This window comes from Aromatoleum bremense (assembly GCF_017894365.1).
Taxonomy (GTDB): Bacteria; Pseudomonadota; Gammaproteobacteria; order Burkholderiales; family Rhodocyclaceae; genus Aromatoleum; species Aromatoleum bremense.
Window position 1 is genome coordinate 469,040 of sequence record NZ_CP059467.1, and the last position, 25,050, is coordinate 494,089.

23 protein-coding genes are annotated in these 25,050 nt (G+C 65.2%); 7 read left to right on the forward strand and 16 right to left on the reverse strand.

Annotated features, from left to right (window positions below; all coding sequences use genetic code 11):
* Positions 1 to 9 precede the first annotated feature (9 nt).
* The 7 genes from pbN1_RS02130 to pbN1_RS02160 form a co-directional block, all read right to left on the reverse strand.
* Complete coding sequence (locus tag pbN1_RS02130) at positions 10 to 306, reverse strand: hypothetical protein (protein WP_236255353.1); 297 nt, start codon at positions 304 to 306, stop codon at positions 10 to 12.
* 40 nt (positions 307 to 346) lie between these two features.
* On the reverse strand, positions 347 to 631 hold the full coding sequence (locus pbN1_RS02135) for a ferredoxin (protein WP_169203862.1): 285 nt from the start codon (positions 629 to 631) through the stop codon (positions 347 to 349).
* Positions 632 to 739: 108 nt separating this feature from the next.
* Complete coding sequence (bzdQ, locus tag pbN1_RS02140; protein WP_210147638.1) at positions 740 to 1,657, reverse strand: benzoyl-CoA reductase, bzd-type, subunit Q; 918 nt, start codon at positions 1,655 to 1,657, stop codon at positions 740 to 742.
* Positions 1,658 to 1,707: 50 nt separating this feature from the next.
* Complete coding sequence (locus tag pbN1_RS02145; protein WP_169204306.1) at positions 1,708 to 2,517, reverse strand: acyl-CoA dehydratase activase; 810 nt, start codon at positions 2,515 to 2,517, stop codon at positions 1,708 to 1,710.
* Positions 2,518 to 2,549: 32 nt separating this feature from the next.
* Complete coding sequence (gene bzdO, locus pbN1_RS02150; RefSeq protein ID WP_244857127.1) at positions 2,550 to 3,863, reverse strand: benzoyl-CoA reductase, bzd-type, subunit O; 1,314 nt, start codon at positions 3,861 to 3,863, stop codon at positions 2,550 to 2,552.
* A gap of 19 nt (positions 3,864 to 3,882) precedes the next feature.
* Entirely contained in the window at positions 3,883 to 5,022 is a 1,140-nt protein-coding gene (gene bzdN / locus pbN1_RS02155) for a benzoyl-CoA reductase, bzd-type, subunit N (RefSeq protein ID WP_169201472.1), read from the reverse strand.
* 392 nt (positions 5,023 to 5,414) lie between these two features.
* Positions 5,415 to 6,314 carry a helix-turn-helix transcriptional regulator gene (locus pbN1_RS02160; protein ID WP_169201471.1) on the reverse strand — a complete coding sequence of 300 codons (900 nt, stop codon included), beginning with the start codon at positions 6,312 to 6,314 and terminating at the stop codon, positions 5,415 to 5,417.
* Between the two features lie 211 nt (positions 6,315 to 6,525).
* Between pbN1_RS02160 and pbN1_RS02165 the strand changes: the two genes are divergently transcribed.
* Together pbN1_RS02165 and pbN1_RS20915 are read left to right on the forward strand one after the other, a co-directional pair.
* Positions 6,526 to 6,795, forward strand: coding sequence for a hypothetical protein (locus tag pbN1_RS02165; RefSeq protein ID WP_211161352.1), 270 nt, complete (start codon positions 6,526 to 6,528; stop codon positions 6,793 to 6,795).
* Positions 6,732 to 7,487: an esterase/lipase family protein gene (locus tag pbN1_RS20915; RefSeq protein ID WP_280516171.1), complete on the forward strand. Its 756-nt coding sequence runs from the start codon at positions 6,732 to 6,734 to the stop codon at positions 7,485 to 7,487. Before pbN1_RS02165 ends, pbN1_RS20915 begins: the two co-directional genes overlap by 64 nt.
* A 10-nt stretch (positions 7,488 to 7,497) precedes the next feature.
* Here pbN1_RS20915 and pbN1_RS02175 read toward each other — a convergent pair whose 3' ends face one another.
* The 5 genes from pbN1_RS02175 to acnB all read right to left on the reverse strand — a co-directional run bounded on the left by pbN1_RS02175 (position 7,498) and on the right by acnB (position 16,068).
* Complete coding sequence (locus tag pbN1_RS02175; protein WP_169201469.1) at positions 7,498 to 8,757, reverse strand: osmoprotectant NAGGN system M42 family peptidase; 1,260 nt, start codon at positions 8,755 to 8,757, stop codon at positions 7,498 to 7,500.
* 19 nt (positions 8,758 to 8,776) lie between these two features.
* Positions 8,777 to 10,507, reverse strand: a complete 1,731-nt coding sequence (gene ngg / locus pbN1_RS02180) for an N-acetylglutaminylglutamine synthetase (RefSeq protein WP_169201468.1) — start codon at positions 10,505 to 10,507, stop codon at positions 8,777 to 8,779.
* Between the two features lie 9 nt (positions 10,508 to 10,516).
* Positions 10,517 to 12,289, reverse strand: a complete 1,773-nt coding sequence (locus tag pbN1_RS02185) for an N-acetylglutaminylglutamine amidotransferase (RefSeq protein WP_169201467.1) — start codon at positions 12,287 to 12,289, stop codon at positions 10,517 to 10,519.
* Positions 12,290 to 12,807: 518 nt separating this feature from the next.
* A complete protein-coding gene (locus pbN1_RS02190; protein ID WP_169201466.1) occupies positions 12,808 to 13,224 on the reverse strand; it encodes a VOC family protein in 417 nt (138 codons plus the stop codon).
* A 246-nt stretch (positions 13,225 to 13,470) separates the two neighbouring features.
* Positions 13,471 to 16,068, reverse strand: coding sequence for a bifunctional aconitate hydratase 2/2-methylisocitrate dehydratase (acnB, locus tag pbN1_RS02195; protein WP_169201465.1), 2,598 nt, complete (start codon positions 16,066 to 16,068; stop codon positions 13,471 to 13,473).
* Between the two features lie 336 nt (positions 16,069 to 16,404).
* On the opposite strand from acnB, the gene acnA reads away from it, so the two are divergent.
* The 4 genes from acnA to pbN1_RS02215 all read left to right on the forward strand — a co-directional run bounded on the left by acnA (position 16,405) and on the right by pbN1_RS02215 (position 21,781).
* The gene (gene acnA / locus pbN1_RS02200) at positions 16,405 to 19,122 is read left to right on the forward strand and encodes an aconitate hydratase AcnA (protein ID WP_169201464.1); all 2,718 of its coding nucleotides are present in this window, start codon (positions 16,405 to 16,407) and stop codon (positions 19,120 to 19,122) included.
* Between the two features lie 14 nt (positions 19,123 to 19,136).
* A complete protein-coding gene (locus tag pbN1_RS02205; RefSeq protein ID WP_169117237.1) occupies positions 19,137 to 19,532 on the forward strand; it encodes a YchJ family protein in 396 nt (131 codons plus the stop codon).
* Positions 19,533 to 19,641: 109 nt separating this feature from the next.
* Positions 19,642 to 20,025 carry a DUF6394 family protein gene (locus pbN1_RS02210; RefSeq protein ID WP_053422113.1) on the forward strand — a complete coding sequence of 128 codons (384 nt, stop codon included), beginning with the start codon at positions 19,642 to 19,644 and terminating at the stop codon, positions 20,023 to 20,025.
* Positions 20,026 to 20,041: 16 nt separating this feature from the next.
* Positions 20,042 to 21,781 (forward strand): potassium channel family protein, encoded by a 1,740-nt coding sequence (locus pbN1_RS02215; RefSeq protein ID WP_169201463.1) that lies wholly within the window; start codon positions 20,042 to 20,044, stop codon positions 21,779 to 21,781.
* Between the two features lie 6 nt (positions 21,782 to 21,787).
* Here pbN1_RS02215 and pbN1_RS02220 read toward each other — a convergent pair whose 3' ends face one another.
* Positions 21,788 to 22,009 (reverse strand): RNA-binding S4 domain-containing protein, encoded by a 222-nt coding sequence (locus pbN1_RS02220; RefSeq protein WP_169201462.1) that lies wholly within the window; start codon positions 22,007 to 22,009, stop codon positions 21,788 to 21,790.
* A gap of 107 nt (positions 22,010 to 22,116) precedes the next feature.
* On the opposite strand from pbN1_RS02220, the gene pbN1_RS02225 reads away from it, so the two are divergent.
* Positions 22,117 to 22,992 (forward strand): ATP adenylyltransferase family protein, encoded by an 876-nt coding sequence (locus pbN1_RS02225; protein WP_169201461.1) that lies wholly within the window; start codon positions 22,117 to 22,119, stop codon positions 22,990 to 22,992.
* Positions 22,993 to 23,051: 59 nt separating this feature from the next.
* On the opposite strand, the gene pbN1_RS02230 is transcribed toward pbN1_RS02225, so the two are convergent.
* From pbN1_RS02230 to trmB, 3 genes are all read right to left on the reverse strand, one after another.
* Positions 23,052 to 23,387: a YkgJ family cysteine cluster protein gene (locus tag pbN1_RS02230; RefSeq protein ID WP_169201460.1), complete on the reverse strand. Its 336-nt coding sequence runs from the start codon at positions 23,385 to 23,387 to the stop codon at positions 23,052 to 23,054.
* A 61-nt stretch (positions 23,388 to 23,448) separates the two neighbouring features.
* Positions 23,449 to 24,177 carry a UPF0149 family protein gene (locus pbN1_RS02235; RefSeq protein ID WP_169201459.1) on the reverse strand — a complete coding sequence of 243 codons (729 nt, stop codon included), beginning with the start codon at positions 24,175 to 24,177 and terminating at the stop codon, positions 23,449 to 23,451.
* A 13-nt stretch (positions 24,178 to 24,190) separates the two neighbouring features.
* A complete protein-coding gene (trmB, locus tag pbN1_RS02240; protein ID WP_169201458.1) occupies positions 24,191 to 24,904 on the reverse strand; it encodes a tRNA (guanine(46)-N(7))-methyltransferase TrmB in 714 nt (237 codons plus the stop codon).
* Between the last annotated feature and the right edge of the window lie 146 nt (positions 24,905 to 25,050).

The window sequence follows — 25,050 nt, forward strand, 5'->3', positions numbered from 1 at the left end:
GCACGCCGTTCAGAACAACTCGTCATCCTTTTGCGGCACAGCCGCGCGGCGCGTGTACACCGTGCCGATGATCTTGCCCATTTCCTGGTCGGCGTCGAGGCAGGTGTTGCAGCCGTCGCCTTCGCTCTTGTAAGTCTCGACGTGCACCTCGAAACCCATGCCGCGATAAGCCTCGGCGATCTCCGACAACCGCGGTTCGCCGATCGTCGTCAGTCGCTTCCAACCCTGGCGCAACAGACGGTCTTCGATTTCCTCTTCTTCATTCGCCGAAGCAAGCTTGATCGGGATCATCTTCTTCACGTTCACCGCAGAACCCTCCGTCGCCACGCCTTTCATCTCGTCCGGCCTACCAGGAATGCTTGATCGCGCCCGGGGTACAGGCAGCGGTACAGGGCAGGCTGGTATAGCCACCGGCCGGCTTGCATTCGGCGCAGTCGTAAGCGAGGGCGCGCGTGCATTCCTTCTTCACCCATGCCACTTCGTCGTCGTAATCATCGGTGATGATTTCGAACATATTCTTCGGGCACGCGGTCAGACAGGCGCGCCCCGCAGTACAGTCGATGCACTTGTCGGTATCGATGCTGATGTAATACTCGCCAGACCCGTCCTTGTAGCCGTAGTTCGCGATCATGTCCGTTCTCTCCTGTGAATTGAGTCGTAGGCCGCCGGCCGTCCGGAAAAACCGCCGCGTTCAATCGCGGCGTTTCCCGAGACGGCCGGCGCTGCTTCAGCCCCGACTTCAGGCCGCTTTCGCCTGCTTCTGCATCAGCGTGTAGCCAAAGAGCGCTGCGCCCAGCGCGCCGGCGATCTGGCTGTCGACCTTGGTGTCGACCGCCTTGATGCCGAGGATGCGCTCGATGCGCTTGACGACACCCGGGTTCTTCGCGATGCCGCCGGTGATGAAGAAGCCTTCCTCGACGCCGATGCGCTCCAAGAGGCTCACCACGCGCTCGGCCATCGCCTGGCAGTATGCCGCGATCACCTTGTTCTTGGTGTAGCCGGCCTTCAGGAGACCCAGCGCTTCGGACTTGGCGAACACGACGCAGATCGACGACACCGCTTCGGGTTCGACATCGACGTCGAACGAGCGCGGGCCCAGTTCGGCGATCGGGATCTGCATCAGGTCGGAGATGACTTCCATGCCGCGCCCGGTGCCGGCCGCGCACTTGTCGTTCATCAGGAAGTTGGTGACCTTGCCTTTCTCGTCGCAGTGGATCGCCTTGCAATCCTGGCCGCCCATGTCGAGGATGGTGCGCACCTGGTTGCCGCCCATGTAGTTCGCGCCGCGGGCGTGGCAGGCGATCTCGGTGATCGCCTTGTGGGCGAAGGGCACGTTCACCCGGCCGTAGCCGGTGCCGACGACATAGTTGATGTCCTCGAGCTTCATGCCGATCTTGTCCATGATGCCCTGCAGGGCATTCTTGGCCGAGTCCGGCGAGTTGTTGCCGGTGCGCATGCTGTTGTAGCCGTACAGTTCGCCGTCACAGACGATGACCGCCTGCGAGGACACCGAGCCGACGTCGATGCCGCAGGTGATGATCTTGGCGTCTTTCCAGTTCTTCGTTTCGTCGAACCAGACGTTTTCCTGCCAGCGCCAGAATTCCTTCTTCTCGGGGGCCGCTTCTGCCACCGTGGCCGCAGCAACTTCTGCATTCATTTGATCGCTCCTTTATCCGTGTCTTTTCGCGTGTCGTTTCGCGTATCGGTTCAGTGCTGGCGTTCGGCCGCGATCAGCGCGCAGCCCAAAGCGCTGACGAATTCCGGCAGGTCGGGCAGCAGCACCTGATCGACGTCCATCGCGTTCTTGAGCGAGGCGACGAAACCGGGGTTGTGCACCATGCCGCCGATCAGCACCACGTTGCCTTCGATGCCGACGCGGCGCACCATCGCGCACACCCGGCTGGCGACCGCGTCGAGCACGGCCTTGGCGATGTCTTCCTTGGGCGTCGCGGAGTGGATCAGCGACACCACTTCGGACTCGGCGAACACCGTGCATTGGGCGTTCATCGGGATCGACTTGTCCGAGCGCAGGCTCGCTTCGCCGAATTCCTTCAGGGACAGCTGCAGCGCGCGGCTCATCGCTTCGGCGAAGGAACCCGCCCCGGCGGCGCACTTCTCGTTGCCGGCGAAGTCGATCGCCTTGCCGTCCGCGTCGGTCTTGATGCCGCGGCCTTCCTCGGCGCCGACGTCGACCACGGTGCGCGCCTGCGGGTACATGTACACCGCGCCGCGCGCCCCTGCCGTCATCTCGGTGACGCCTTCGGTGGCGAACTCGACCTGCTTGCGCCCGGCCCCGGTCGCGAACACCGACTTCACCTGGTCACGCGACACCCCGGCCGCGGCCAGCGCTTCGGTGAAAGCCTTCTCGGCGGCCTGGTCGGCGTCGATGTCGCCCGGCATCATCAGGTGCGCTTTCTTCACCGCGTAGTTCAGTTGCGGCGCGCCATCCACCTTGATCTCCTCCAGCAGCACAACCTTCACGCTGCGGGAGCCCATGTCGATTCCAGCGGTAATCATTCTCGTGTACTCCTTGGGTTCCAATATTCCGATCAGGCGGCCTGGCGACGCATGCCGAGCTGCTCCATGAACGCATCGACCCGCGCCTGGGTGCGAACTTCGTCGAACTCGCGCTCGTCGCCCATGTTTCCTTCGAACGTCATCACCGGAGTGCCGGCCTTGGCGATGCCAAGGCGGTTTTCCATGATGCCGATCGACAGGCCTTCGCAGCCGCGGTTCAGGTGAAGCATCACGCCGTCGACCTGCCATTCCCTGATGATGCGCAGCATCATCTCGGTCTTGATACTCGGGTCGTAGAAGTGCTGCCACTGCGGCTTCGACAGGTTCCAGTCGGCATACAGGCGCACTGCCGTGTCGCGGTCGTTGATCTCGATGCCCTTCTCCCACGGCAGCGTGCGGCCACCCCAGGAACCGTCCGGCTTGTCTTCCCAGATGCCTTCGAGCGCAAAGGTGTAGAGCGAGCCGATCGACACCGCACCAAAGGTCTCGAGGTAGCGGAAGATCTTCAGGAACGACCAGGGCGGCTGCGTATCGGTCATCAGGCGAACGGTCTCGTTCGGCACTGCGGCGATGCCACGGGCGACGCGATCCTTCACTTCCTCGTACAGCTCGTCCATGAAGTCAGCACACCACTGCGACGACTTCGACAGCGTGCAGAGCACATACAGCGAGTACATCGTCTTCTCGTCGAGCGGCGCGGGCTTGACCTTGTTCAGCGCGCAGATGTCCGCCCAGCGGCTGGTCGAACGCATCTCGTTCTTGACCGCCTTGATGAACAGCTCGTCATCGAACTTGCGGCCGCTCGCCTTCTCGACGAACTCGATGCCGTCGTGCAGCTGGTTCGCAACGTAGTCGAGGCGCGCATCAGTCATGTCCCGGTACGGGCCGACGCCGACGTCGAGGTAGAACTCGGGAACCTTCTCTTCCTTGGCGACGTGCTGGTACCACTTCGAGTGCGAGCAGCAGATCTGGGTCTGGAAGACGAAGTCGGGCTTCGGAAACTCACCGCCGAACGCGTACTTGTTCAGGTGCATGCCACCCCAGTAGATCCGCATGTAGGAGCACAGGTCGCGGGCAAAGCCGTAGGCTTCCGCAGCGTCCATGCATTCCTTCGCGAACTTGCGGTCGTGCGCGACAGCTGCTGCGTACGGCTCGCCGGTCAGCGAATACACGTCCTCGCCGAGGCCGGCCGGGATCGCGTCGAGCGCCCACGCCGAACCGGACCAGCGGATGCCGCCCTTTTCCTTCGCACGGGCGTAGTTCTGGTAGTACTGCTCGCGCAGCTGCTTGGCCTTGCCCCAGAGCTTGAGCTGCTCGGTCGGATACTTGTTTGCCATTGCGTTCATCGTTCTCTCCGCAGTCAGTTCAGAACAGCTCTTCTTCGCTCAGCGTCTCGAGGAATGCCTCGATACGGATGCGGAAGGGGCCGATCGGGTTCGTGATGTCGAATTCCAGGAACAGCGTCGGGATGCCGTTGGCTTCCAGGTGACGCTTCAGGTCCGGGTAGTCGCCCTCGTGCGGATCGCAGAACTTCTGCTGCAGGAAAATCGCGCCCTGAACGTCGTAGTCCTTGGCCAGGCCGAGCACGTGGTCGTAACGGGTATGAACCGGGTAATCCTTCGTCGGACAGGCCGGACGATCGCAGTAACGATCGGCAATCGCCTTGATGACGTCGGTTTCGGGCTTCGACTCGTTCCAGAAGTAACGGGTACCGGAGCACTGGTCGTCGATGACGATCGTCGCACCGACGGATTCGACCATCGCCATGAACGCGATGTCGTCGTTTTCCGAACCAATCGTCATGAAGCGGGCACCGGTCTGGCGCTCGACCTTGCGCGACGGCAGCGCGGCGAGCACTTTCTTCAGCTGTTCGTTGTGCTCGCGCTTGTCGATGAACTGCGCGGTCAGCGATGCATAGACAGCTTCGACACCGGTGACTTTCGGATTCGCATCCTTGCGGTAGTCGAACAGTTCGCGCAGCAGGCGGCGGTTCTCGTCGACCACGGCGAGCGACTCGCGCAGCATGTCGTCGGTGATTTCCTTGCCGATCAGCGTCTGCAGGAACACGCGGAACGACTGGATTTCCGCGTAGTGCGCCTTGCGAGCATGCTCCGACTGAACTTCGTTGGGCATCGGCACGTAGTAGTCCCACTTCACCGTCGGGACGTGCTGGCGCCACGAACCGAAGGTCTGGCGATACTGGATGCACGACTGGGTCAGCGTCACGCCTTCGGCGTAATCGAAGCGGCCGAGCAGGCCCTGGGCGAGCGAGTCGCGGCAGAACGGGCAGAACATGCCGAAGATGTGCGGCTCGGTCACGTTTTGCGGTTCATGGGCACCGAGCACGCGCACCGGCAGCATCCCGGCGGCAATCAGCAATTCCTCGGCAGTATAGGTACACATCGTTGCCACCACTTGCCCACCGGTCCGCGCCTTCCAGTCCCGTGCATAATCGTGGCGCTTCTCGTACCAGGTCTTGAACTGGTCGAACAAACCATCGCTCATCGAACTATCTCCTCTGATTTATCCGCGACGCCTGTACCGACCCCGCGGCTGCTGCATTATTTTTCCGGCCCTGCATGATTGCGCATAGTACGCACTCCAGTGCAGCCACTGTTGACCTAGATCAAACGCAGCACAGGAAAACTGCACTCACGTGCATTTTTTTCGACGTTTTTCCCACACATGCAATTTTGTGCATTGCAGCAAGATAAACCGGACCGAACGGGTCGTGAAATCGCCTCGGGACAGCCCCTGGCCTCCCGCGAAGGGCACACAGGGACGAAGCGCGGCACAACGGAAAGGGAGGAGGAGATTCGGTGCCCGAGGGAGAGCGGTGGAAAGCAGCCGCCGGAGAATGGCAGCTGGCACGACCGGTGACACCGGTCGGGTGCAGTTCAGGCCGAAACGACGGCTTCGCGCAGCGCAGCCAGGCTCTGCTCGACGGTCTTGCCCGACGTTTCGACGATCGCGTCGGCCTTGCTGTACATCGCGATCCGCCCGGCAATAATGCGCCGGAGGTCGTCCATCGCCTCCTGGCTGTCCTTCATCGGCCGATAGTCGCCCTGTGCGACGACGCGCTCCATGTGTTCTTCGGGCGAAGCCTTGAGCCACACCGTGTAGCACGATGACAGCAGGAACTCGAACGTCGCCGGCTCGGAGACGATGCTTCCGCCCGGAACGAGCACGAAGCGCTCGTTGTTCTCTATGATCGATTCGAGGCTGCGGCGCTCGTAGCGCCGGTAGGCACCCTGCCCGTAGAGCGAAAAGATTTCCGAAAGCTCGGCCCCTGCTTCCTGCTCGATGGTCTTCGCCAGCTCGAAGAACGGCACTTCGAGATCTTTCGCCAGCAAGGAACCGAGCGTCGTCTTGCCCGCCCCGCGCAGCCCGATGAGCGCGATCCGCTCACGCCGACCCGCCTTGCCGGACGATTCAAGTTCGTTTTCCAGCAGACCGCGCGCCCAGTTCAGCTTTTTCGGCGAAAAACGGCTCAGATATTGCACCAGTAGCGTCAGCTCGGCCGGTTGCTCGGGCTCTTCGCGCACCAGGTCGACGAGCGGCAGGCCCATGCCCAGCGCAATCTGCCGCAGCAGGATGATCGAGATGTTGCCGTGCCCGGTTTCCAGTTGGGCGAGGTAGCGTTCCGAGACGCCCGACTGGTGGGCCAGCGCCTTGCGCGTCATTCCGCGCCGAGCACGCAGTTCGCGTATACGCTCGCCCAGCATCAGCAGATAGCCGTTTTCTTCGACCGTCAAATCGGGCCGCTTCAGTCTTTCGCCACTGTTTTCGCTGTGCATGAGCGTTCACCGTTCGGAAGGATGATTCATATCGATGCATTATAGTGCACGGTTTTCGCATCTTTGCAACCGCTTATGGCAATTGCGCGAAAATGGGTATTGTGCGCCCCGATACATGCCTGCAAGATTTCTTGCGGTACATCAACGCTTTTCGGCGATTGGAATCGCAGAGTTAGATGTGCTCCAAACGTCAACAAAAAGGCGCAACCCAATGAAAAGACACTCCGAGAACGAGACACACATCACGAATCTTCGCTATCACACGCGGGGACTGGATGACCTTTACATACCGATTCCGTTCTTGTTCGTCACCAGCCGCATGCGCGATGAGATTGCCGCCGAGCGACAGCTGATCATCGATCTCGCCCAGTCAGCGACGAAAGTTCGCCAGCTCGAACTTCTCTCGCGATACGACCCGTGCGTCAGCGCCGATGCCTTCAATTCGGTTCTCCATCTGTTCGAGGTCGACCGGCAGGACTGAGGCAGATCCGGAATATTCCCACCCTGCCTTCAACTGAAAAGCACCCGCGCCCGCAGCGTGGCGAGACGATTATCCTGGTCCATGGGCTATGGATGCACGGGGTCGTCTTTCATTTTCTGCGGCGAGCGCTGATGCGCTGCGGTTTCCGGGTGGAGACCTTCTCCTATCCCTCGGTGCGTCGGGGCCTTGCCGCGAACACCGCTCGGCTTGCGCACTTCGTCGCCGGCCGGGATGCCGAAAAAGTGCACCTCGTTGGGCACAGCCTGGGCGGATTGCTGATATTGAACCTGCTATCGCAGCCAGTCGTGCCACATATCAGCCGTGCCGTGCTGATGGGAACGCCGTGCCGCGGGTCGCATTGTGCGGCCATGCTAGCGGGGATTCCCGGGTGCGCCCGGATCGTCGGACACTCCATACGGGACTGGCGGGGAGTCACGTCGCCGCTCGCCGCGGGGGTGGAGATCGGCGTCATCGCGGGCGATCGCGGCGTCGGCACGGGGCCGCTGCTGTTCGGCCTGCCGAAACCCAATGACGGCATCGTCGCAGTCGCCGAAACGCAACTCACCGGTGCGACCGACTCGCTCACGCTGCACGTCGCCCATTCCGAAATGCTGTTCTCGAAAGCCTGCGCCCGCCAGGTCGCGGCCTTCCTCGCGACGGGACGTTTCCTGCACGACGACGAGCGGCCGTAGCAGGGGCGAATCAAACCTTCGGATCACCTCCGGGCTCGCGTTGCGACACGTCACAATCCTGCGCCTCGCCGCCGCCGTCCTGCCGGCCGCAATCGAGAAATTCACCCGGGAGCGGCAGCGGCGTCGACGGCACAACCATGTCCTCGGGCCGCAGCTGCTCGGTGAAGCCCGCCAGCGAACCCATCGTGCGCCGGTCGCGCCGCGTCACAGGTTCGCTCGTCATGTAGGCGACCACGAGCCGCGTCAGCGCGACCAGCGCGTCGCGGTGCGTACGTTCCTGCGCGTGCGAGGCGTCGCCGCCGAAGCCGATCAGGGCGGTGCGAATGTCGTTGCCAGCTTCGACCGCGGCGGCGGAATCCGAGCGGTAGAAGCGGAACACGTCGCGCCGGTGCGGGATGCCGTGCTCGCGCGCGAGCGCGATCAGCTTGTGCGTGAGGTGGTAGTCGAACGGCCCCGACATGTCCTGCACGCAGATCGTCGCGGCATGCTCGGACGTGTTCTGGCCCGGCGCGGCGATCGAGATGTCGAGGCTGACCATCTCCGCGATCTCGCCGTGCAGCGCCGCGGACGCGCCCGAACCGACTTCCTCGGTGATCGTGAACAACGGATGGACGTCGACCGCGAGAGGCAGGCGATGGTCGCGGACCGCCTTGCATGCGGCGAGCAGGGCCGCGACCGCGGCCTTGTCGTCGAGGTAGCGCGAGTTGATGTAGCCGCCGGGCAGGATCTCGGTCTGCGGATCGAACGCGATCCAGTCACCGACATGCAGGCCGGCCTGTTCGAGTTCCAGCGCCGTCGTTGCCGGCACGTCGACCCGCACTTCGACGTGGTCCCAGCCGACCGGCTGGCTGTCGATCTCGCTGCCGAAGGCGTGACCCGAAGTTTTCAGCGGTAGGCAGGTGCCGCGCAGCTGGCAGTGGTCGGTGAACACTGTCAGGCGCGAACCCTCGGCAAATCGCGCCGACCAGTGCCCGATCGGCGCGATCGCCAGCCGCCCGTTCGGCTTGATCTCCCGGACCATCGCGCCCAGCGTGTCGAGGTGCGTGACGACCGCGCGCGCCGGCTGCGCCTCGCGGCCGCGCAGCGTCGCGCGGATCGCGCCGCGCCGCGTGAGCTCGTACGCAATCCCGAGCGCCTCGAGCCGGGCGGCGGTATAGCGCACGACCGCATCGGTCAGCCCGACCGGGCTCGGGATCGCGAGGAGCTGCAGCATCGTCTCCTCGAGGTAGTCGTAGTCGATTTCCGGCAATGCATTGGCGATCGGAATCATCGTCGCCTCCTTTCGTGATTCAGGCAGCCCGGGTGCGCGGGAACAGCAGGTCGATGAAGCGCTCCGCGGTCGGCTGCGGCTCGTGGTTGGCCAGGCCCGGGCGCTCGTTCGCTTCGATGATCACGTAGTCGCCGCGATCGACCGCCGACACCAGGAAATCCAGCCCCGTGACCGGGATGTCGAGCGCCCGCGCCGCCGCTTCGGCCGCGTCGCGCAGCGCCGGATGAAGCTCGCCCGTGACATCGTGGATCGTCCCGCCGGTGTGAAGGTTCGCGGTATTTCGCACCCTGATCTGCACGTCGTGGTCGAGCACGTCCTCGAGGGCGTGTCCCTGCATGCGCAGGCAGCGCTCGGTCTCCTCGTCGACGGGGATGCTCGACTCGCCGCCGGTCGCGGCCTGGCGGCGGCGGCTCTGCTTCTCGATGAGCTTCAGCACCGTCGAACGCCCGTCGCCGACGACGACCGGCGGACGGCGCACCGCCGCGGCGACGACGCGAAAATCGATGACGACGATGCGCAGGTCCTCGCCCTCGCAATACTGCTCGAGAATCACGCGGTCGCAAAAGCGATGCGCGCGCCCGATCGCGGCCGCGACGTCGTCGGGCGAGTGCAGATCCACGCTGATGCCTTTGCCCTGTTCGCCTTCGACGGGCTTGACGACGACCACGCCGTGCTCGGCGAGGAAGCGCTCGTTGGCCTCGGCATCGGTCGCGTCCGCCTGCGCCGGAACCCGCAGCCCCGCTTCGCGCAGCAGCTTCAGCGTCACCCGTTTGTCCTGGCAGCGGCTCATCGCGATCGCGCTGGTCAGCTCCGACAGCGACTCGCGACAGACGATGCTGCGCCCGCCCAGCGTGAGGCGGAAATAGCCGTTTTCCGCGTCGAGCACTTCGACGAGGATGCCGCGCCGGCGCGCCTCGGTGACGATCAGGCGGGCGTAGGGATTGAGGTCCTGCGCGCCGTCTTCCGGGCCGGTGAAGAGCGGTTCGTTGATCGCGTTGCGCCGCTTCACCGCGAACGCCGGGATGCGCTGGAACCCGAGCTTTTCATACAACGCGATCGCCTGGCTGTTGTCATGCATCACCGACACGTCGAGGCTTATCCGCCCGCGCGCCTGGTAATGCTCGGCGAGGTAGCGCACGAGCGACTCGCCGACGCCGGGATGGGCGGCTTGCGGGGCGACGGCGAGCGCCCACAGGCTCGCGCCGTGTTGCGCGTCGGCGAACGCCTCGACATGGTCCAGTCCCATCGCGACGCCGATGATCTCGCCGCTCGTGCGGTCTTCGGCCATCGCATAGGTGATTGCGCGGCTCGCGCGCTCGCGCCACACGCGCTGCGTATCGACCGGCACCATGCCGCGGCTGCGGTACAGCACGTTGATCGCCGCGACGTCGGCGCGCGTGCGCAGGCGCCGCAACGTGAAGCCACGCCTCGTCTGGCGGGCGCAGCGGTAACCGCCGAGCGACAGGCGAAACGCTTCGGAGGGATCGACGAAGAGTTGCTGCGGCGCGGCCGCGACCACGACGTGCGGCTTCTCGACGTAGAACGCGATGTCGCGCTGGCCGGGTCGCTCCTGCAGCAGTTCCGTCGCCAGCAGCGCCGGCTCGCGCCAAGTCTGGCCGGGCAGCAGTCGCCCCCAGCCACACTCGATCACGACGTTGTCGGGCATCGCCTGCGCCTCGGGCTGGCCGACAGGCAGGTGCAGCGGCTGGTTTCCGGTGCGCAGCGACCGGGCAAGCTGTTTGCGGATCATCGCGTCACCTCAGCGGACATGGGTCTGCAGCCACCATTCGAGCAGCCCGAGCTGCCAAAGTTTGGAGCCGCGCAGCGGGGTGATGTGCGCGCCCGGATCGGCGAGAAGCATGTCGGCATACTCCCGGCGGAACAGGCCGCGCTCCCGCGCCGCACGGTTCGTCAGTGCGTCGCGCACCCGCTCGAGCACTGGGCCTTGCAGGTATTTCAGCCCCGGCACCGGAAAATACCCTTTCGGCCGGTCGATGACCGCGGAAGGGATGACTTGGCGCGCCGCCTCCTTGAGCACGCCCTTGCCGCCGTGCGCGAGCTTGTGCCGTGCAGGAATGCGCGCCGCCAGCTCGACGAGTTCATGGTCGAGGAAAGGCACGCGGGCCTCCAGGCCGAACGCCATCGTCATGTTATCGACGCGTTTTACCGGATCGTCGACGAGCATCACAGTGGTATCGATACGCAGCGCCTTGTCGACCGGGTCAATCGCACCGGGCAGGTCAAAGTGGGCGGCGACGAACGCACCGCTGCAATCGTCAGCACGATGCGCCGAGGCAACCGTGCGGCAATACTCGTCGTAGCCGCGGTCACGAAATGCCGCGAGGTAATTGGCGACCGGATCGACGCTGCCGGCGAGCTTCGGGTACCAGTGGTAGCCGCCCAATACCTCGTCCGCCCCCTGCCCGCTCTGCACGACCTTCGAATGGCGCGACACCGCCTCCGACAGCAGGAAGAAGCCGATGCAGTCATGACTCACCATCGGTTCGCTCATCGCCGCGACCGCCTCCGGCAGCCGCGCGAGGAGCTCCGCCTCGGACACGAAGATGCGTTCGTGGATCGTGCCGAAACGCCCGGCGACGATGTCGGCATATTCGAACTCGTTGCCCTTTTCCCCGCCGACGTCCTCGAAGCCAACGTTGTAGGTCCGCAGGCTCTGCACACCGGCCTCTGCCATCAGCCCGACGATCAGGCTCGAATCGACGCCGCCCGACAGCAGCGCGCCGACCGGTACGTCCGCAACCAGGCGCCGACCGACCGCACTGCGCAAGCCATCAAGCAGAATTTCCGTCCATTCCTCGAAGCTGCGCCTCGCGTCGCCCGGGTCGTGCGAGTAGGCCAGCGACCAGTAGCTGTGTTCGCTGCGGCGCCCGTCCGCGTCGACCGTCATCAGCGTCGCGGGCGGCAGCTTGCGCACGCCGGCGAGAATCGTGTGCGGCGCCGGCACGACCGCATGGAACGAGAGGTAGTGGTTCAACGCCACCGCGTCGACCGTGGTGTCGACGCCGCCGGCGGCAATGAGCGCCGGCAGGCTCGACGCGAAGCGCAGCAGGCCGGGCTGTGCGCTGTAGTAGAGCGGCTTGATGCCGAGCCGGTCGCGACCGAGCACGACACGGCCGCTGTCGCGCTCCCAGACCGCGAACGCGAACATGCCGTTGAGCCGCTGCACGAAATCCTGCCCCCACGCGTGGTAGGCCTTCAGCAGGACTTCCGTGTCGCCGGTCGAGTAGAACCGGTAGCCGAGGGTCTCGAGCTCGCGGCGCAGCGTGACGTGATTATAGATCGCCCCATTGAAGACGATCCCCAGGCCGAGGGCCGGGTCGAACATCGGCTGCTGCGCCGATTCAGACAGGTCGATGATCTTCAGCCGGCGGTGGCCGAAGCCGACCGCGCCCTGCACGAACACGCCGCCGCTGTCAGGACCGCGCACGCGCTGCCGCGCATTCATGCGGTCCAGCGCCGCCACATCGGGCGACTGCCCATCGAATCTGACTTCACCTGCAATACCGCACATGTCTTGTCCCTCCTTCGTCCGCGTGGATCGGCTCTCACCGTCCGGGTGCCTGGAGGCGCCCCTCGACGGCACGGCAGCGGATCACGCGGTCCATTCAGTCCGGGGCTTCGCCACCCGCGACCGAAACCTCGTATCGGGAAGCAAGGATCGGGATCTCCGGCAGCCCTGGAGGTTGAGTGTGACGAAGCGCCGGGTCGGGCGTTTCCCGCTCCAGCGCCGCTCTCCGGCACGGAAGTGGAGGCCATTATAGCAAATTGCTTTTGCGCAAATATTTATGCGGAAATGATCGCGTGCGTGGCTTGCAGATTTTCGCGCCGCGGCGCGCTGCTGGCGCCTTGCCGCGGGACGGACGTCAGGACGATGTCCTGCGTGTCGCCAGGAGGCTGACGACGACGCTCGATCCGATGAAGGAGTCCGTCGTGACGGCGAAGATGGCCGGAATGGAGTCAACCGCGAACACCAGGTCGGACGCTCTCCCTGCCCTAGCGCCGCACATTACCCCGCGCCTCACCGGTGCTTCACTGGTTCTTCTCGCAGTTGATCATCCACGGTACGCCGAAGCGATCGACGCACATGCCGAAGCGCGCCGCCCAGAACGTCTGTGCCAGCGGCATCTGCACCGTGCCGCCTTCGGCCAGCGCCCTGAAGATGCGTTCGGCCTCGGCGATGGAGTCGACGTTCAGCGACACCGCGCAGCCGTGGATGCCTTCGTACGGGTGCTCGGGAGTCGTGTCCGAACCCATCAGCACCTGGTCGCCGATCGCCAGGCGTGCATGCATGATCCGCTCACGCTGCTCCGGCGTCAGCACCTCGTCGCACTGGGGCGCTTCACCGAAGCGGGCCAACGCCGTCACGGTGCCGCCAAGACAATCGGCATAGAAGTGGAAAGCGGCCTCGCACTGGCCATCGAACGTCAGATAGGGGTTGAGTAGCATCGCGTGCTCCTTTGGCAAGTCGGAGTTTGACTGTCGGGTGCGGACTCGGCGCCGGAGACCTCCGCCGCCTGGTTTTCATCGTAGTACAACACTGGAGCCCCGCATTCGACCGCACCGGCCGGTCCGGCGTGGAACGGGCGTGCGCGATCCATCAAACCAAGCAGAACGCCCCTGCCCGGTCTCCCGGGCAGGGGCGTTCTGGTGAAGCGACCGGTCAGGCGAACCCGATCGGCCCGCCTTCCTCCATCAGACCGTGACGGTGTCGGCCACGCTCTTGAACTCGGCGATCTGATCGAAGTTCATGTAGCGGTAGACGTCCTTCGCCTTGGCGTTGACCACTGCCACCTGCGACATGTACTCCGCGACCGTCGGGATCTTGCCCATCAGGGCGCACACCGCCGCGAGCTCGGCCGAGCCGAGATAGACACGCGTGTCGATGCCCAGGCGGTTCGGGAAGTTGCGCGTCGAGGTCGACATCGCGGTCGAGCCCTTGCGCACCTGCGCCTGGTTGCCCATGCACAGCGAGCAGCCCGGCATTTCCATACGGGCGCCGGACTTGCCGAGCACCGAGTAGTAGCCTTCCTCGTTGAGCACCATCGCGTCCATCTTCGTCGGCGGGGCGATCCACAGGCGCGTCGGGATGTCGGACTTGCCGTCGAGCACCTTGCCGGCGGCGCGGAAGTGGCCGATGTTGGTCATGCACGAGCCGATGAAGACTTCGTCGATCTTGTCGCCGGCGACTTCGGACAGCAGCTTGACATCATCCGGGTCGTTCGGGCAGGCGACGATCGGCTCCTTGATGTCGGCGAGATCGATCTCGATCACCGCCGCGTAGTCGGCGTCGGCGTCGCCGTTCAGCAGCTGCGGGTCGGCAATCCAGCTTTCCATCGCCTTGATGCGGCGGCCGAGCGTGCGCTTGTCCTCGTAGCCGTTGGCGATCATCCACTTCATCAACGTGATGTTCGAGCGCATGTACTCGATGATCGGCGCCTTGTCGAGGTGCACCGTGCAACCGGCGGCGGAACGCTCGGCCGAGGCATCCGACAGCTCGAAAGCTTGTTCGACCTTGAGGTCCGGCAGGCCTTCGATCTCGAGGATGCGGCCGGAGAAGACGTTCTTCTTGCCTTTCTTCTCGACGGTCAAGAGGCCCTCGCGAATCGCGTACAGCGGGATCGCGTTGACGAGATCACGCAGCGTGACGCCCGGCTGCATCGTGCCCTTGAAGCGCACCAGCACCGATTCGGGCATGTCGAGCGGCATCACGCCGGTCGCCGCGGCGAAGGCGACCAAGCCCGAGCCGGCCGGGAAGGAGATGCCGATCGGGAAGCGCGTGTGGCTGTCGCCGCCGGTGCCGACGGTGTCGGGCAGCAGCAGGCGGTTCAGCCAGGAGTGGATCACGCCGTCGCCCGGGCGCAGGGCCACGCCGCCGCGGGTGCTGATGAAAGACGGCAGCTCGCGGTGCATCTTGACGTCGACCAGCTTCGGGTAGGCCGCGGTGTGGCAGAAGGACTGCATCACCAGATCAGCGGAGAAGCCGAGGCAGGCCAGATCCTTCAGCTCGTCGCGGGTCATCGGGCCGGTGGTGTCCTGCGAGCCGACGGTGGTCATCTTCGGTTCGCAGTAGGTGCCCGGGCGCACGCCCTGGCCTTCCGGGAAACCGCAGGCGCGGCCGACCATCTTCTGCGCCAGCGAGAAGCCCTTGCCGGAATCGGCCGGAGCCTGCGGCAGGCGGAACAGGGTGCTCACCGGCAGGCCCAGCGCTTCACGCGCCTTGGCGGTGAGACCGCGCCCGATGATCAGCGGAATGCGGCCGCCGGCGCGCACTTCGTCGAGGATCACGAGAGTCTTGAGCTGCGATTCGGACACCACGGCGCCGTTCTTGAGCGCGGTGACCTTGCCGCTGGCGGCGTCGACCTGGAGCTCGATCTCGTCGCCCATGTCGAGCTGGCCGCAGTCGAGCTCGATCGGCAGCGCGCCGGCGTCTTCCATGGTGTTGAAGAAGATCGGAGCGATCTTGGAGCCCAGGCACACGCCGCCGAAACGCTTGTTCGGCACGAACGGGATGTCTTCGCCGGTGAACCACAGCACCGAGTTGGTGGCCGACTTGCGCGACGAACCGGTACCGACCACGTCGCCGACGTAGGCGACGAGGTTGCCCTTGGCGCGCAGCTCTTCGAGGAACTTCACCGGGCCGCGCACGCCGGATTCTTCCGGCGTGATGCCCGGACGCGGGTTCTTCAGCATCGCCAGCGCGTGCAGCGGGATATCGGGCCGCGACCAGGCGTCCGGCGCGGGCGACAGGTCGTCGGTGTTGGTTTCGCCGGTGACCTTGAACACGGTGAGCTTCTGCGACGCGGGGACTTCCGGACGGCTGGTGAACCACTCGGCGTCGGCCCACGACTGCAGCACCGCTTTCGCGTTCGCGTTGCCCTTGTCGGCGAGTTCCTTGACGTCGTGGAAGTAGTCGAACATCAGCAGGGTCTTCTTCAGCCCTTCGGCCGCGACCGCGCCGACTTCGGCATCGCCGAGCAAGTCGATCATCGGCTTGATGTTGAAGCCGCCGAGCATGGTGCCGAGCAGTTCGGTCGCCTTCGTGCGGGACACCAGTGCACAGGTCTCCTCACCCTTCGTGACTTTGGCGAGGAACTCCGCCTTGACCTTCGCGGCATCGTCGACGCCCGCCGGCACGCGGTAGGTCAGGAGTTCGACGAGGAACTCTTCCTCGCCCTTCGGGGGATTCTTCAGCAACGCGACCAGTTCCTCGGTCTGCTGCTTCGACAGCGGCAGCGGCGGGATTCCGAGGGCGGCACGTTCGGCGACATGGGCACGGTAGGCTTCAAGCACGGGCGATTCCTTCCAATATCGTGGCGGTGGCAGGGCGTCCGGGTGCGTACCCGAACGGAACTCTGTGATTATATGTCTTTTATAAGACCTGGGGTGCAATGCAGCATTCGGGTCATCCCGTTGCCGCGCCGGGATTCTACTCTTCCCGCTCAGGTTGCGGGCCGGGTGGCGTCACTCTCATCGCGCCGTCATTGCTTTGCGCGAGGCTTTCAACTAAACAGGGCAAAGGAGTACGACGGGAACGGGCGCCGCCAGCAAGGGTTCCAATAACAGATATGCACCCGGCGGCGTCACCTCGCGCCCTTCGACGAAGCCCCATTCATCGGGAGACGGACCATGCTCCACACTCTGTTCGACACGCTGAAAACCTTTTCCACGCCCAGCGGGCGCAGCGGCCGCTATTACTCGTTGCCGGCACTCGAAACCGCCGGCATCGCGACGATCTCGCGCCTGCCGGTGTCGATCCGCATCGTGCTGGAAGCCGTGCTGCGCCATTGCGACGGCAGGAAAGTCACCGAAGACCACGTGCGCCAGCTCGCCAGTTGGACAGCGAACGCGCCGCGCACCGCCGAGATTCCGTTCGTCGTCGCCCGCGTCGTGCTGCAGGACTTTACCGGCGTGCCGCTGCTGTGCGATCTCGCCGCAATGCGCAACGTCGCGGCCGACATGGGCCGCGACCCGAAGCTGATCGAACCGCTCGTGCCGGTGGATCTGGTCGTCGACCATTCCGTGCAAGTCGACCACTACGGGTCGCCGCTCGCGCTGCGACAGAACATGGAACTCGAATTCCAGCGCAACCGCGAGCGTTACCAGTTCATGAAATGGGGGATGCAGGCATTCGACACGTTCCGCGTCGTGCCGCCGGGCATCGGCATCGTCCACCAGGTCAATCTCGAATATCTGTTCCGCGGCGTGCGCGGGCACGACACCGGGGATGGCATGCTGTATTACCCGGACACGCTGGTCGGCACCGACTCGCATACGACGATGATCAACGGCGTCGGCGTCGTCGGCTGGGGTGTCGGCGGGATCGAAGCCGAAGCCGGCATGCTGGGCCAGCCGGTCTACCTGCTGACGCCGGACGTCGTCGGCGTCGAACTGAAGGGGCGACTGAACGAAGGCGTCACGGCGACCGACCTCGTGCTGACCGTCACCGAACTGCTGCGCCGGCACAAGGTCGTCGGCAAGTTCGTCGAGTTCTTCGGCGAAGGCACCGCCAGCCTGACCGTCACCGACCGGGCGACGATCGCCAACATGGCTCCCGAATATGGCGCGACGATGGGCTTCTTCCCGGTCGATGACAAGACGGTCGCGTACATGCGCGGCACTGGCCGCAGCGACGTCGAGTGCGAACTGTTCGAAGCCTATTTCCGGGCGCAGCAGCTGTTCGGCGTGCCGCAGGCGGGCGAGATCGACTACTCGGAGACGGTGACGCTCGATCTGGCGTCGATCGTCCCGTCGCTCGCCGGGCCGAAGCGGCCGCAGGACCGCATTCCGCTGTCCGACATGGAAGAGATGTTCGACCGGCTGTTCTCCCGGCCGGCGAGCGAAAACGGCTTCGGCCAGCCGGAAGCTGCACTCGGCACGCGTTTTCCGACGAAGCTGCCGGGCGTCGACCTCGGCCATGGCGACATCCTCATCGCCGCGATCACGTCCTGCACGAACACCAGCAACCCGGCGGTGCTGATCGCCGCCGGCCTGCTGGCGAAGAAAGCGGTGGCGAAAGGGCTGCGCGTGAAACCCCACGTCAAGACGTCGCTCGCACCCGGCTCGCGCGTCGTCACCGACTACCTGCAGAAAGCCGGGTTGCTCGAACCGCTCGCCGAGCTCGGCTTTGCGCTGGCCGGCTACGGGTGCACGACCTGCATCGGAAACTCGGGCGATCTCGCGCCGGAGCTCAACGAGGCGATCGGCGAGCATAACGTCATCGCCGCCGCAGTGCTGTCGGGCAACCGCAATTTCGAAGCGCGCATTCATCCGAACATCCGCGCCAACTTTCTCGCGTCGCCGCCGCTCGTGGTCGCGTTCGCGATCGCGGGGCGGGCCAACGTCGATCTCACCGAGAACCCGCTGGGCACCGGAGCGGACGGCCACCATGTGTACCTGAAGGACATCTGGCCGACGTCCGACGAGATCGCCGCAGTGATGCCTTATGCGATGGATCCGGCGACTTTCAAGCGCCTGTATTCCGACTTCACGAAAGACCACGACCTGTGGAACGAGATCTCGGCGCCGGCGGGACAGGTGTACGCGTGGCCGGAGTCGACCTACATCGCGCGTCCGCCGTTCTTCGAAGGTTTCTCGCCGCAACCCGGCGCCGTCGCCGACATCAAGGGCGCGCGCGTGCTGCTGATGCTCGGCGACTCGGTCACGACCGACCACATCTCGCCGGCCGGTTCGTTCAGGGAGACAACTCCGGCAGGGCAGTGGCTGATCGCCAAGGGCGTCGCGAAGCAGGATTTCAACTCCTACGGCTCGCGGCGAGGCAATCACGACGTGATGGTGCGCGGCACTTTTGCCAACGTGCGGATCAGGAACATGATGCTGCCGCCGAAACAGGACGGCTCGCGCGTCGAAGGGGGCTACACGCTTCTCGACGACCGGCAGACGACGGTGTTCGACGCCGCGATGGCATATATGGCGACCGGCACGCCGACGGTGATCTTTGCCGGCGAGGAGTACGGCACCGGTTCGAGCCGCGACTGGGCCGCGAAAGGCACGCAGCTGCTCGGCGTCAGGGCCGTTATCGCCAGAAGTTTCGAGCGCATCCATCGCTCGAATCTCGTCGGCATGGGCGTGCTGCCGCTGCAGTTCAAGGGCCAGGACTCGTGGGAGAGTCTCGGTTTCGTCGGCGACGAGACGTTCGACGTCCTCGGCATCGATGCGACGCTCAAACCCCAGCAGGATCTGTCGCTGGTCGTGCACCGGCGCAATGGCGAGAGGATCGAGGTGTCGGTGTTGTGCCGCATCGACACGCCGGTCGAGGTCGATTACTACCGTCATGGCGGCATCCTGCCGTATGTGCTGCGGGAGATTCTCGGGCGCGTGCAATAGAATTGAATGCGCCGATGCGACGAACCGCCGCCCCACCCTGCCCCTGCCAGTCGGGCAAGTCGTTCGACGACTGCTGCGCTGCGCTCATCGCCGGGGAGCTTCTGCCCGACACCGCGGAGGCGCTGATGCGCAGCCGCTATACCGCGTACACACTGGGCGACGAGTCGTATCTCCTCGCGAGCTGGCATCCGTCGACCCGCCCGGCAGCGATCGATTTCACGACCGACCCGGCGCCCAAATGGATCGGGCTGCAGATCCGCCAACACGTCCAGACCGGTGCGGATGCCGCGGTCGTCGAGTTCGTCGCGCGATATCGCGTCGGCGGCCGCGCCCATCGCCTGCACGAGACGAGCCGCTTCGTGCGCACGCAGGGTCGCTGGCAGTATGTGGAGGGCGATATTCACGAGTGAAGCAGTCGTGCGTCACCCCCGACCCCTATAATTGCCCGGGGAATATCCCGCCCGACTGAATCCCGATGACAACCGACGAGCCGCAGAGCGATCCGGCAACGAGAAAAACATGAACCTCGAAAAAGTCATCTTCGGCTTCTTCATCGTGCTCGCCGCCACACTCAACTTTGGCTTCTTCGTCGGCGACATCGACGACCCTTCGCACCACGACATCTACGAGCTTTTCGCCGCGATCGTCGTGAGCCTGATCGCGACCGTCCTCAAGTTCGGCGACCGCACCCAGATCGGCGCGGTCCATCTGGCGACGAGCCTGGTGGCAGACCTGCAGCTCATCGCCGCCGCGATGGTATGGGGCTATGCCGCGCATGTCTCCGCCGGTGGGGTGACACCCGAGATGGTCGCCCGGGTGGTTTCACTGTCGGGCGGAGCGCTGTTCGCGAACGTCGTGTCGGTGGCCATCCTGATCGCCGAAACGATCATGCAGCGCCGCTAGGCGGCCAGGCGCACCGATGACGCCCCTGCTGCGCCATCACAGCATCATCTTCCTGATCATGCGCCGCCTGCGGGCGCCGCTGATCCTGCTCATCAGCATCCTTGCGGTCTCGGTGCTCGGCCTGACGCTCGCGCCGGGCGTGGACGACGAAGGCAAGGTCCACTACCTGAGCTTCTTCCACGCGCTCTATTTCATGAGCTACACGGCGACGACGATCGGCTTCGGCGAGATTCCGTACGCATTTTCCGACCAGCAGCGCCTGTGGGTGACGCTGTGCATCTACCTGTCGGTGATCGGCTGGGCATACAGCGTCGGAACCGTGTTTGCCCTGCTCGCCGATCGCAGCCTGCAACTGGCGATCCGCACGCATCGCTTCCTGCGCGCAGTCAAGCGCCTGCGCGAGCCGTTCTACCTCGTGTGCGGATATGGCGAGACCGGACGGCTGATCTGCAGCGCGCTCGACCAGCTTGGCTATCGCGCCGTCGTCGTCGAATGCGACGAAGTCAAGGCCGGCGAAATCGACCTGCACAGCTACCGGGCGGACGTGCCGACGATGTGTGCCGACGCACGCAATCCCGACCTGCTGCAGTTCGCCGGCCTCACCCATCCGTATTGCATCGGCGTGATCGCATTGACGAACGACGACAGCGCGAACCTCGCAATTGCGATCGCCGCCCGTCTGCTCGCGCCGAAGATCCCGGCGCTGTGCCGCGCCGAGACGCCGGAAACCGCTGCGAACATGGCCTCGTTCGGCACGCGTTACATCATCAACCCGTTCGAGAAGTTCGCCGAATACCTGTCGCTCGCGTTGCACGCGCCGGCCGCGTGGCATTTGCTGACCTGGCTGACGGGACTGCCGGGGACGACCGTCGAGCGTGAGCGGGACCCGCCGCCGGGCGGCTGGATCGTATGCGGACACGGGCGCTTCGGGCGAGTGCTGGTGCAGGCGATGGAACAGGAATCGGCGGTATCGATCACGATCATCGACCGCGAACCATCCGACGACCCTCACCACCGCTGGGTGCAGGGGGATGGCACCGGCGCAGCGGCGCTCGAGCAGGCGGGCGTGCGCGAAGCTGCCGGCATCATCGCCGGCACCGGGAACGATGTCGACAACCTGTCGATCGCGGTGACCGCGCGCGAACTGAACCCGGCGCTGTTCGTGATCCTGCGCCAGAACCACTATGCCAACCACTCACTGTTCGAGGCTTACGATTCCGACGTCGACGTCGTGCCCAGCGAAATCATCGCGCACGAATGCCTGGCGATCCTGACGACGCCGCTGCTCGTGCCCTTCCTGAACGAGGTCAAGCGCCGCGACGAACCCTGGTGCGCGGCGCTGCTCGACAGGCTGACCGGACGATTCGGCTGGCAGGTACCCAGCGTCTGGAGCGAACGCATCAGCTTCACCCAGGCACCGGCACTTCACCACAAGCTGATGCATGGCGCGACGATCGCCCTGCGAGAAATCTTGCGCGCCCCGTCGAACCGCGACGATGAACTCGCGTGCGAGGTGCTGTACCTGCACCGCGACGACGACGATCACTTCCTGCTGCCCGATCCCGACACTGAAATCCGCGCTGGCGACGAACTGCTGCTGGTCGGCCGGCAGGAGGCGAGGCATGAATTCGACCTGACGCTATCGAACGAACACGCCCTCACCTATGTGCTGAGCGGTCGGGATCTGCCGGGAGGATGGCTGTGGGAGAAATTCTCGCGCGATCCGGTGGCCAGCCCGGCCCCGCACGAACGCTGAGCCGGTTCAGCCCTGCGCGGCAACGAGGACGACCGTCTCGTTGCCGAAAGTGACCGTCTGGCCCGGGCGCAGCTTGGCCCGCTTGCGCGATTCGGCCCGCCCGTCGACGAGGACCCGCTGGCCTTCGACGGCGGCATGCGCTTCGCCGCCGGTTCCGGTCAGCCCGGTCGCTTTCAACAGCTGGTCGAGCTGGATGTATTCGCCGCGCACGGCAAAGGAAATTGTCATTGCATACTCCCGCACAGCCCTCTCGAGCTGCGCGAATCAATTGATCGATCGGAAGCCGCAAGCCTACACTGCCAACTCACTGTCTGCCGCCTCCGCGAACGAGAAACATGCCGCTGCCGCTCCTGCCAAGAATCGACCGCACGTACGTCCACGCGAACGAATCGGGGGCGCTGCAGCCGATCCGCACGGAGCGTGCATTCATCCGCGACGAAGACTTCGACTTCACCGTTCGCTGGGTATCTTCGCTCGCGCTGAAGGATGCCGGCCGGGTCAGCGCGGCGTTGCGCCGCGATCCGGACTACAACCCCTTTCTGCCGCCCGAAGAGGACCTGAACGTCGGGCCGGTCGGCAAACATCATCTCGCCGTGCTGAACAAATATCCGGTGATCGAGCGCCATCTGCTCATCGTCACGCGGGCGTTCGAATCCCAGACCGTGCCGCTCAGCCTTGCGGATTTCGTCGCCCTCGCGCGCGTCACCACCGAGCTCGGCGGGCTCGGCTTCTACAATGGCGGCACCGAAGCCGGCGCGAGCCAGCGCCACAAGCATCTCCAATGGATTCCCGGCACCACTCCGGCCAGTTCGAACTTCGACCGCATCACGGCCCGCCTGCCCGTGGTCGGGCGTGGTGAGGCCATATTCGACGCGAAGCTCCCGTGGCGACATCGTTTCGTGCGTCTCCGGCCCGCGCCGCCGGGCAGCGATTCCGCCGCCCTCAACGGAGCAGCCCTGCACCAGGCTTTCCACGCCGCCTGCGACGCACTCGGCATCGCTGCCGACCGCGATCCGATGCTGCCCTACAACATGCTGACCGGCGGCGGCTGGCTCGTCGTGATTCCGCGCAGCCGCGAGCAGCATGAAGGCATCTCGGTGAACGCGCTGGGCTTCGGGGGATCGCTGTTCGTGCGCCGCCCCGAACAGATCGAGGTCGTGCGCCGCATCGGCCCGCTGAACCTGCTGGCGGCGGTCGGATTTCCCGCGTGATCGAAACCGGCAACGCCCGGAAACCAACACGGGCGGACGCGTCGGCGCACCGGGCCGCTTCAGGGCTGCAGCGGCGGCAGGCCGTGCCGGACGCGCGCACGGTCGCACGCATCTTCGCCGATCCCGAGCGCCGCATAAGGCGCAAAGTCGCGGCACGGCGAAGGCCGGTTCGAATAGATCGTGCAATGGGCGCGGACACCGATCTCGCCGGCCAGGGCCACGCAACGCGGCGGCCCTTCGTCGGTGCCCCGCATGCGCACCAGCGCCCCGGTGACCGGCACGGTCATCACATCCGGCACGCCGCCCACCGTCGTGCCCGCCAGCTCGGAGCGGTGAAAATCCACTCGGAAAGCCGCGCAGCACGCGCCGCACCGGACGCAGTGATCGTCGCTCATCAGCTCGCCGGACCGCGCGCCATGCGCTCGATGGCGGGAACCGGATCGGTCGAACTGCCCGTCATCGCGGGGCGCCGCAGCATTTCTTGTATTTCTTGCCGCTGCCGCACGGACAGGCCTCGTTACGCCCCGCACTTGCCGGTGCCGGGGCAACCGGCTCATCGACCGACAGCAGCTCGACCGGTGCGAGCCCGAGCTTTCGCCACTGCCCGATGATCTCGCTGACTCCCGTGACGGCCAGTTCCAGCCATTGCAGCCGCGTGGCGTCCTCAGCGGTGCTCGCCGCCGCTTCGTCGGCCCAGGGCGCCATCATCGTGTCGATCGCATCCCGCACGGCCTGCGCCGCGTCCTCGGGCACGCCCTGGTCCCAATCGTCCGACCACAGCTCGAGCCCCTGGGCGAAGCCTTCGATCCATTCCTCGCCGATCCGCAACGAATCGCCGTCGCTTGCGGCGTAGCAAAAAGGCTCCCACCCTTCGGGCTCGCCGATCGTGGTCGCCAGCTCGTTGTAATAGCGCCGCACCAGCCCGATTGCCCGCTGCATCTGGCTTCCCGAACCGAACGACACGTCCTCGCCATGCGCGGACCACACGTCGGGCAGCCACCGCTCCGGCCCAATCCGCCGCGGCGACGCGAGCACCGCGACGAGATACCCGTCGAGCATCTCCAGGTCCATGCAGTCTTCGGGCACCGCGTCGGACGTGAGCAGCTCTTCGAGGGCTTCGAACTGCGCGTCGTCGAGCAGATGGGAGTTCGGCGTTTCGTCCTGGGGCGCTGCTTCGATATTCATCGTTTCTTCTCCGTCAAGGCAGGCAGGGTGCGCCTTCGGGCAGCGGCGCGCAAGCCGCAGGGCCGAGGTCGCAGATGACGCGATACAGCTGCTGGCCGGAGTCCCGATATTTGCGCTCGAAAGGCGTCAGCGGTATCGGTGCCTCGAATTCCTCCGGGACGATTTCCTGTCCCGTCACGCGCTCCAGCGCGCAGGCGAACTCCTCGATATAGACGTGCCAGTTGCTGCGGCACTCCAGCACGCCGCCGAGCCGCGGGATGAACGGGAACACCGGGTGGGCGTGCCAGCGCCGCGCAAGATGCCCGATCTTCGGCCAGGGGTTCGGATAAAGGATGTAGTGGCGTGCAAGCGTCAGGCCGGCATCGCAGCACAATCTCCAGTAATCGACGAGATCGGCGCGCACGAACACCATGTTCGTCGGCAACAGCGCCTGCGGGTAGGGCTTGCGCCGGTTCAGGCGGTCCTCAGACTGGTCGATGCCGATCACCCAGTGATCGGGAAAGCTGCGCGCCAGCTGGATCGTGCTGTGTCCGACGCCGCAGCCGGCATCGAGGATCAGCGGCGCGGTTCCGTTCCATCGTTCCAGGCTCGCGGTGAACGCCGCCCGGTTGTAGTCGGCATAAGGCTTGCGGAACGGCTCGGCGAGATGGCGTTCGACGCGACGCAAGAGCTGCTCGTGGATGCCGGACTGGGCGCTTGCGGGAATGCGGGAATTGGCGTAACTCATCGACTCGGGACTCCGGCGGCAAGCAGTGGCCCGACGATCCCGCAACGCATCAAGACAGGGTCGATTTCGGCCGGATGGCGCATCGAACGGATCTCCTCGAAAAGGCCTCCGGCGCGAGGATGATTCCTGCGCAGCAGGTTCGGCCA

What these genes read in the sequence shown, in the direction of transcription:
- pbN1_RS02135 (WP_169203862.1), bottom strand. Translation starts at nt 631, where the DNA reads ATGATCGCGAACTACGGCTACAAGGACGGGTCTGGCGAGTATTACATC.
- bzdQ (WP_210147638.1), bottom strand. Translation starts at nt 1,657, where the DNA reads ATGAATGCAGAAGTTGCTGCGGCCACGGTGGCAGAAGCGGCCCCCGAG.
- pbN1_RS02145 (WP_169204306.1), bottom strand. Translation starts at nt 2,517, where the DNA reads ATGATTACCGCTGGAATCGACATGGGCTCCCGCAGCGTGAAGGTTGTG.
- bzdO (WP_244857127.1), bottom strand. Translation starts at nt 3,863, where the DNA reads ATGAACGCAATGGCAAACAAGTATCCGACCGAGCAGCTCAAGCTCTGG.
- bzdN (WP_169201472.1), bottom strand. Translation starts at nt 5,022, where the DNA reads ATGAGCGATGGTTTGTTCGACCAGTTCAAGACCTGGTACGAGAAGCGC.
- pbN1_RS02160 (WP_169201471.1), bottom strand. Translation starts at nt 6,314, where the DNA reads ATGCACAGCGAAAACAGTGGCGAAAGACTGAAGCGGCCCGATTTGACG.
- pbN1_RS02165 (WP_211161352.1), top strand. Translation starts at nt 6,526, where the DNA reads ATGAAAAGACACTCCGAGAACGAGACACACATCACGAATCTTCGCTAT.
- pbN1_RS02175 (WP_169201469.1), bottom strand. Translation starts at nt 8,757, where the DNA reads ATGATTCCGATCGCCAATGCATTGCCGGAAATCGACTACGACTACCTC.
- ngg (WP_169201468.1), bottom strand. Translation starts at nt 10,507, where the DNA reads ATGATCCGCAAACAGCTTGCCCGGTCGCTGCGCACCGGAAACCAGCCG.
- pbN1_RS02185 (WP_169201467.1), bottom strand. Translation starts at nt 12,289, where the DNA reads ATGTGCGGTATTGCAGGTGAAGTCAGATTCGATGGGCAGTCGCCCGAT.
- pbN1_RS02190 (WP_169201466.1), bottom strand. Translation starts at nt 13,224, where the DNA reads ATGCTACTCAACCCCTATCTGACGTTCGATGGCCAGTGCGAGGCCGCT.
- acnA (WP_169201464.1), top strand. Translation starts at nt 16,405, where the DNA reads ATGCTCCACACTCTGTTCGACACGCTGAAAACCTTTTCCACGCCCAGC.
- pbN1_RS02205 (WP_169117237.1), top strand. Translation starts at nt 19,137, where the DNA reads ATGCGACGAACCGCCGCCCCACCCTGCCCCTGCCAGTCGGGCAAGTCG.
- pbN1_RS02210 (WP_053422113.1), top strand. Translation starts at nt 19,642, where the DNA reads ATGAACCTCGAAAAAGTCATCTTCGGCTTCTTCATCGTGCTCGCCGCC.
- pbN1_RS02215 (WP_169201463.1), top strand. Translation starts at nt 20,042, where the DNA reads ATGACGCCCCTGCTGCGCCATCACAGCATCATCTTCCTGATCATGCGC.
- pbN1_RS02220 (WP_169201462.1), bottom strand. Translation starts at nt 22,009, where the DNA reads ATGACAATTTCCTTTGCCGTGCGCGGCGAATACATCCAGCTCGACCAG.
- pbN1_RS02225 (WP_169201461.1), top strand. Translation starts at nt 22,117, where the DNA reads ATGCCGCTGCCGCTCCTGCCAAGAATCGACCGCACGTACGTCCACGCG.
- pbN1_RS02230 (WP_169201460.1), bottom strand. Translation starts at nt 23,387, where the DNA reads ATGAGCGACGATCACTGCGTCCGGTGCGGCGCGTGCTGCGCGGCTTTC.
- pbN1_RS02235 (WP_169201459.1), bottom strand. Translation starts at nt 24,177, where the DNA reads ATGAATATCGAAGCAGCGCCCCAGGACGAAACGCCGAACTCCCATCTG.
- trmB (WP_169201458.1), bottom strand. Translation starts at nt 24,904, where the DNA reads ATGAGTTACGCCAATTCCCGCATTCCCGCAAGCGCCCAGTCCGGCATC.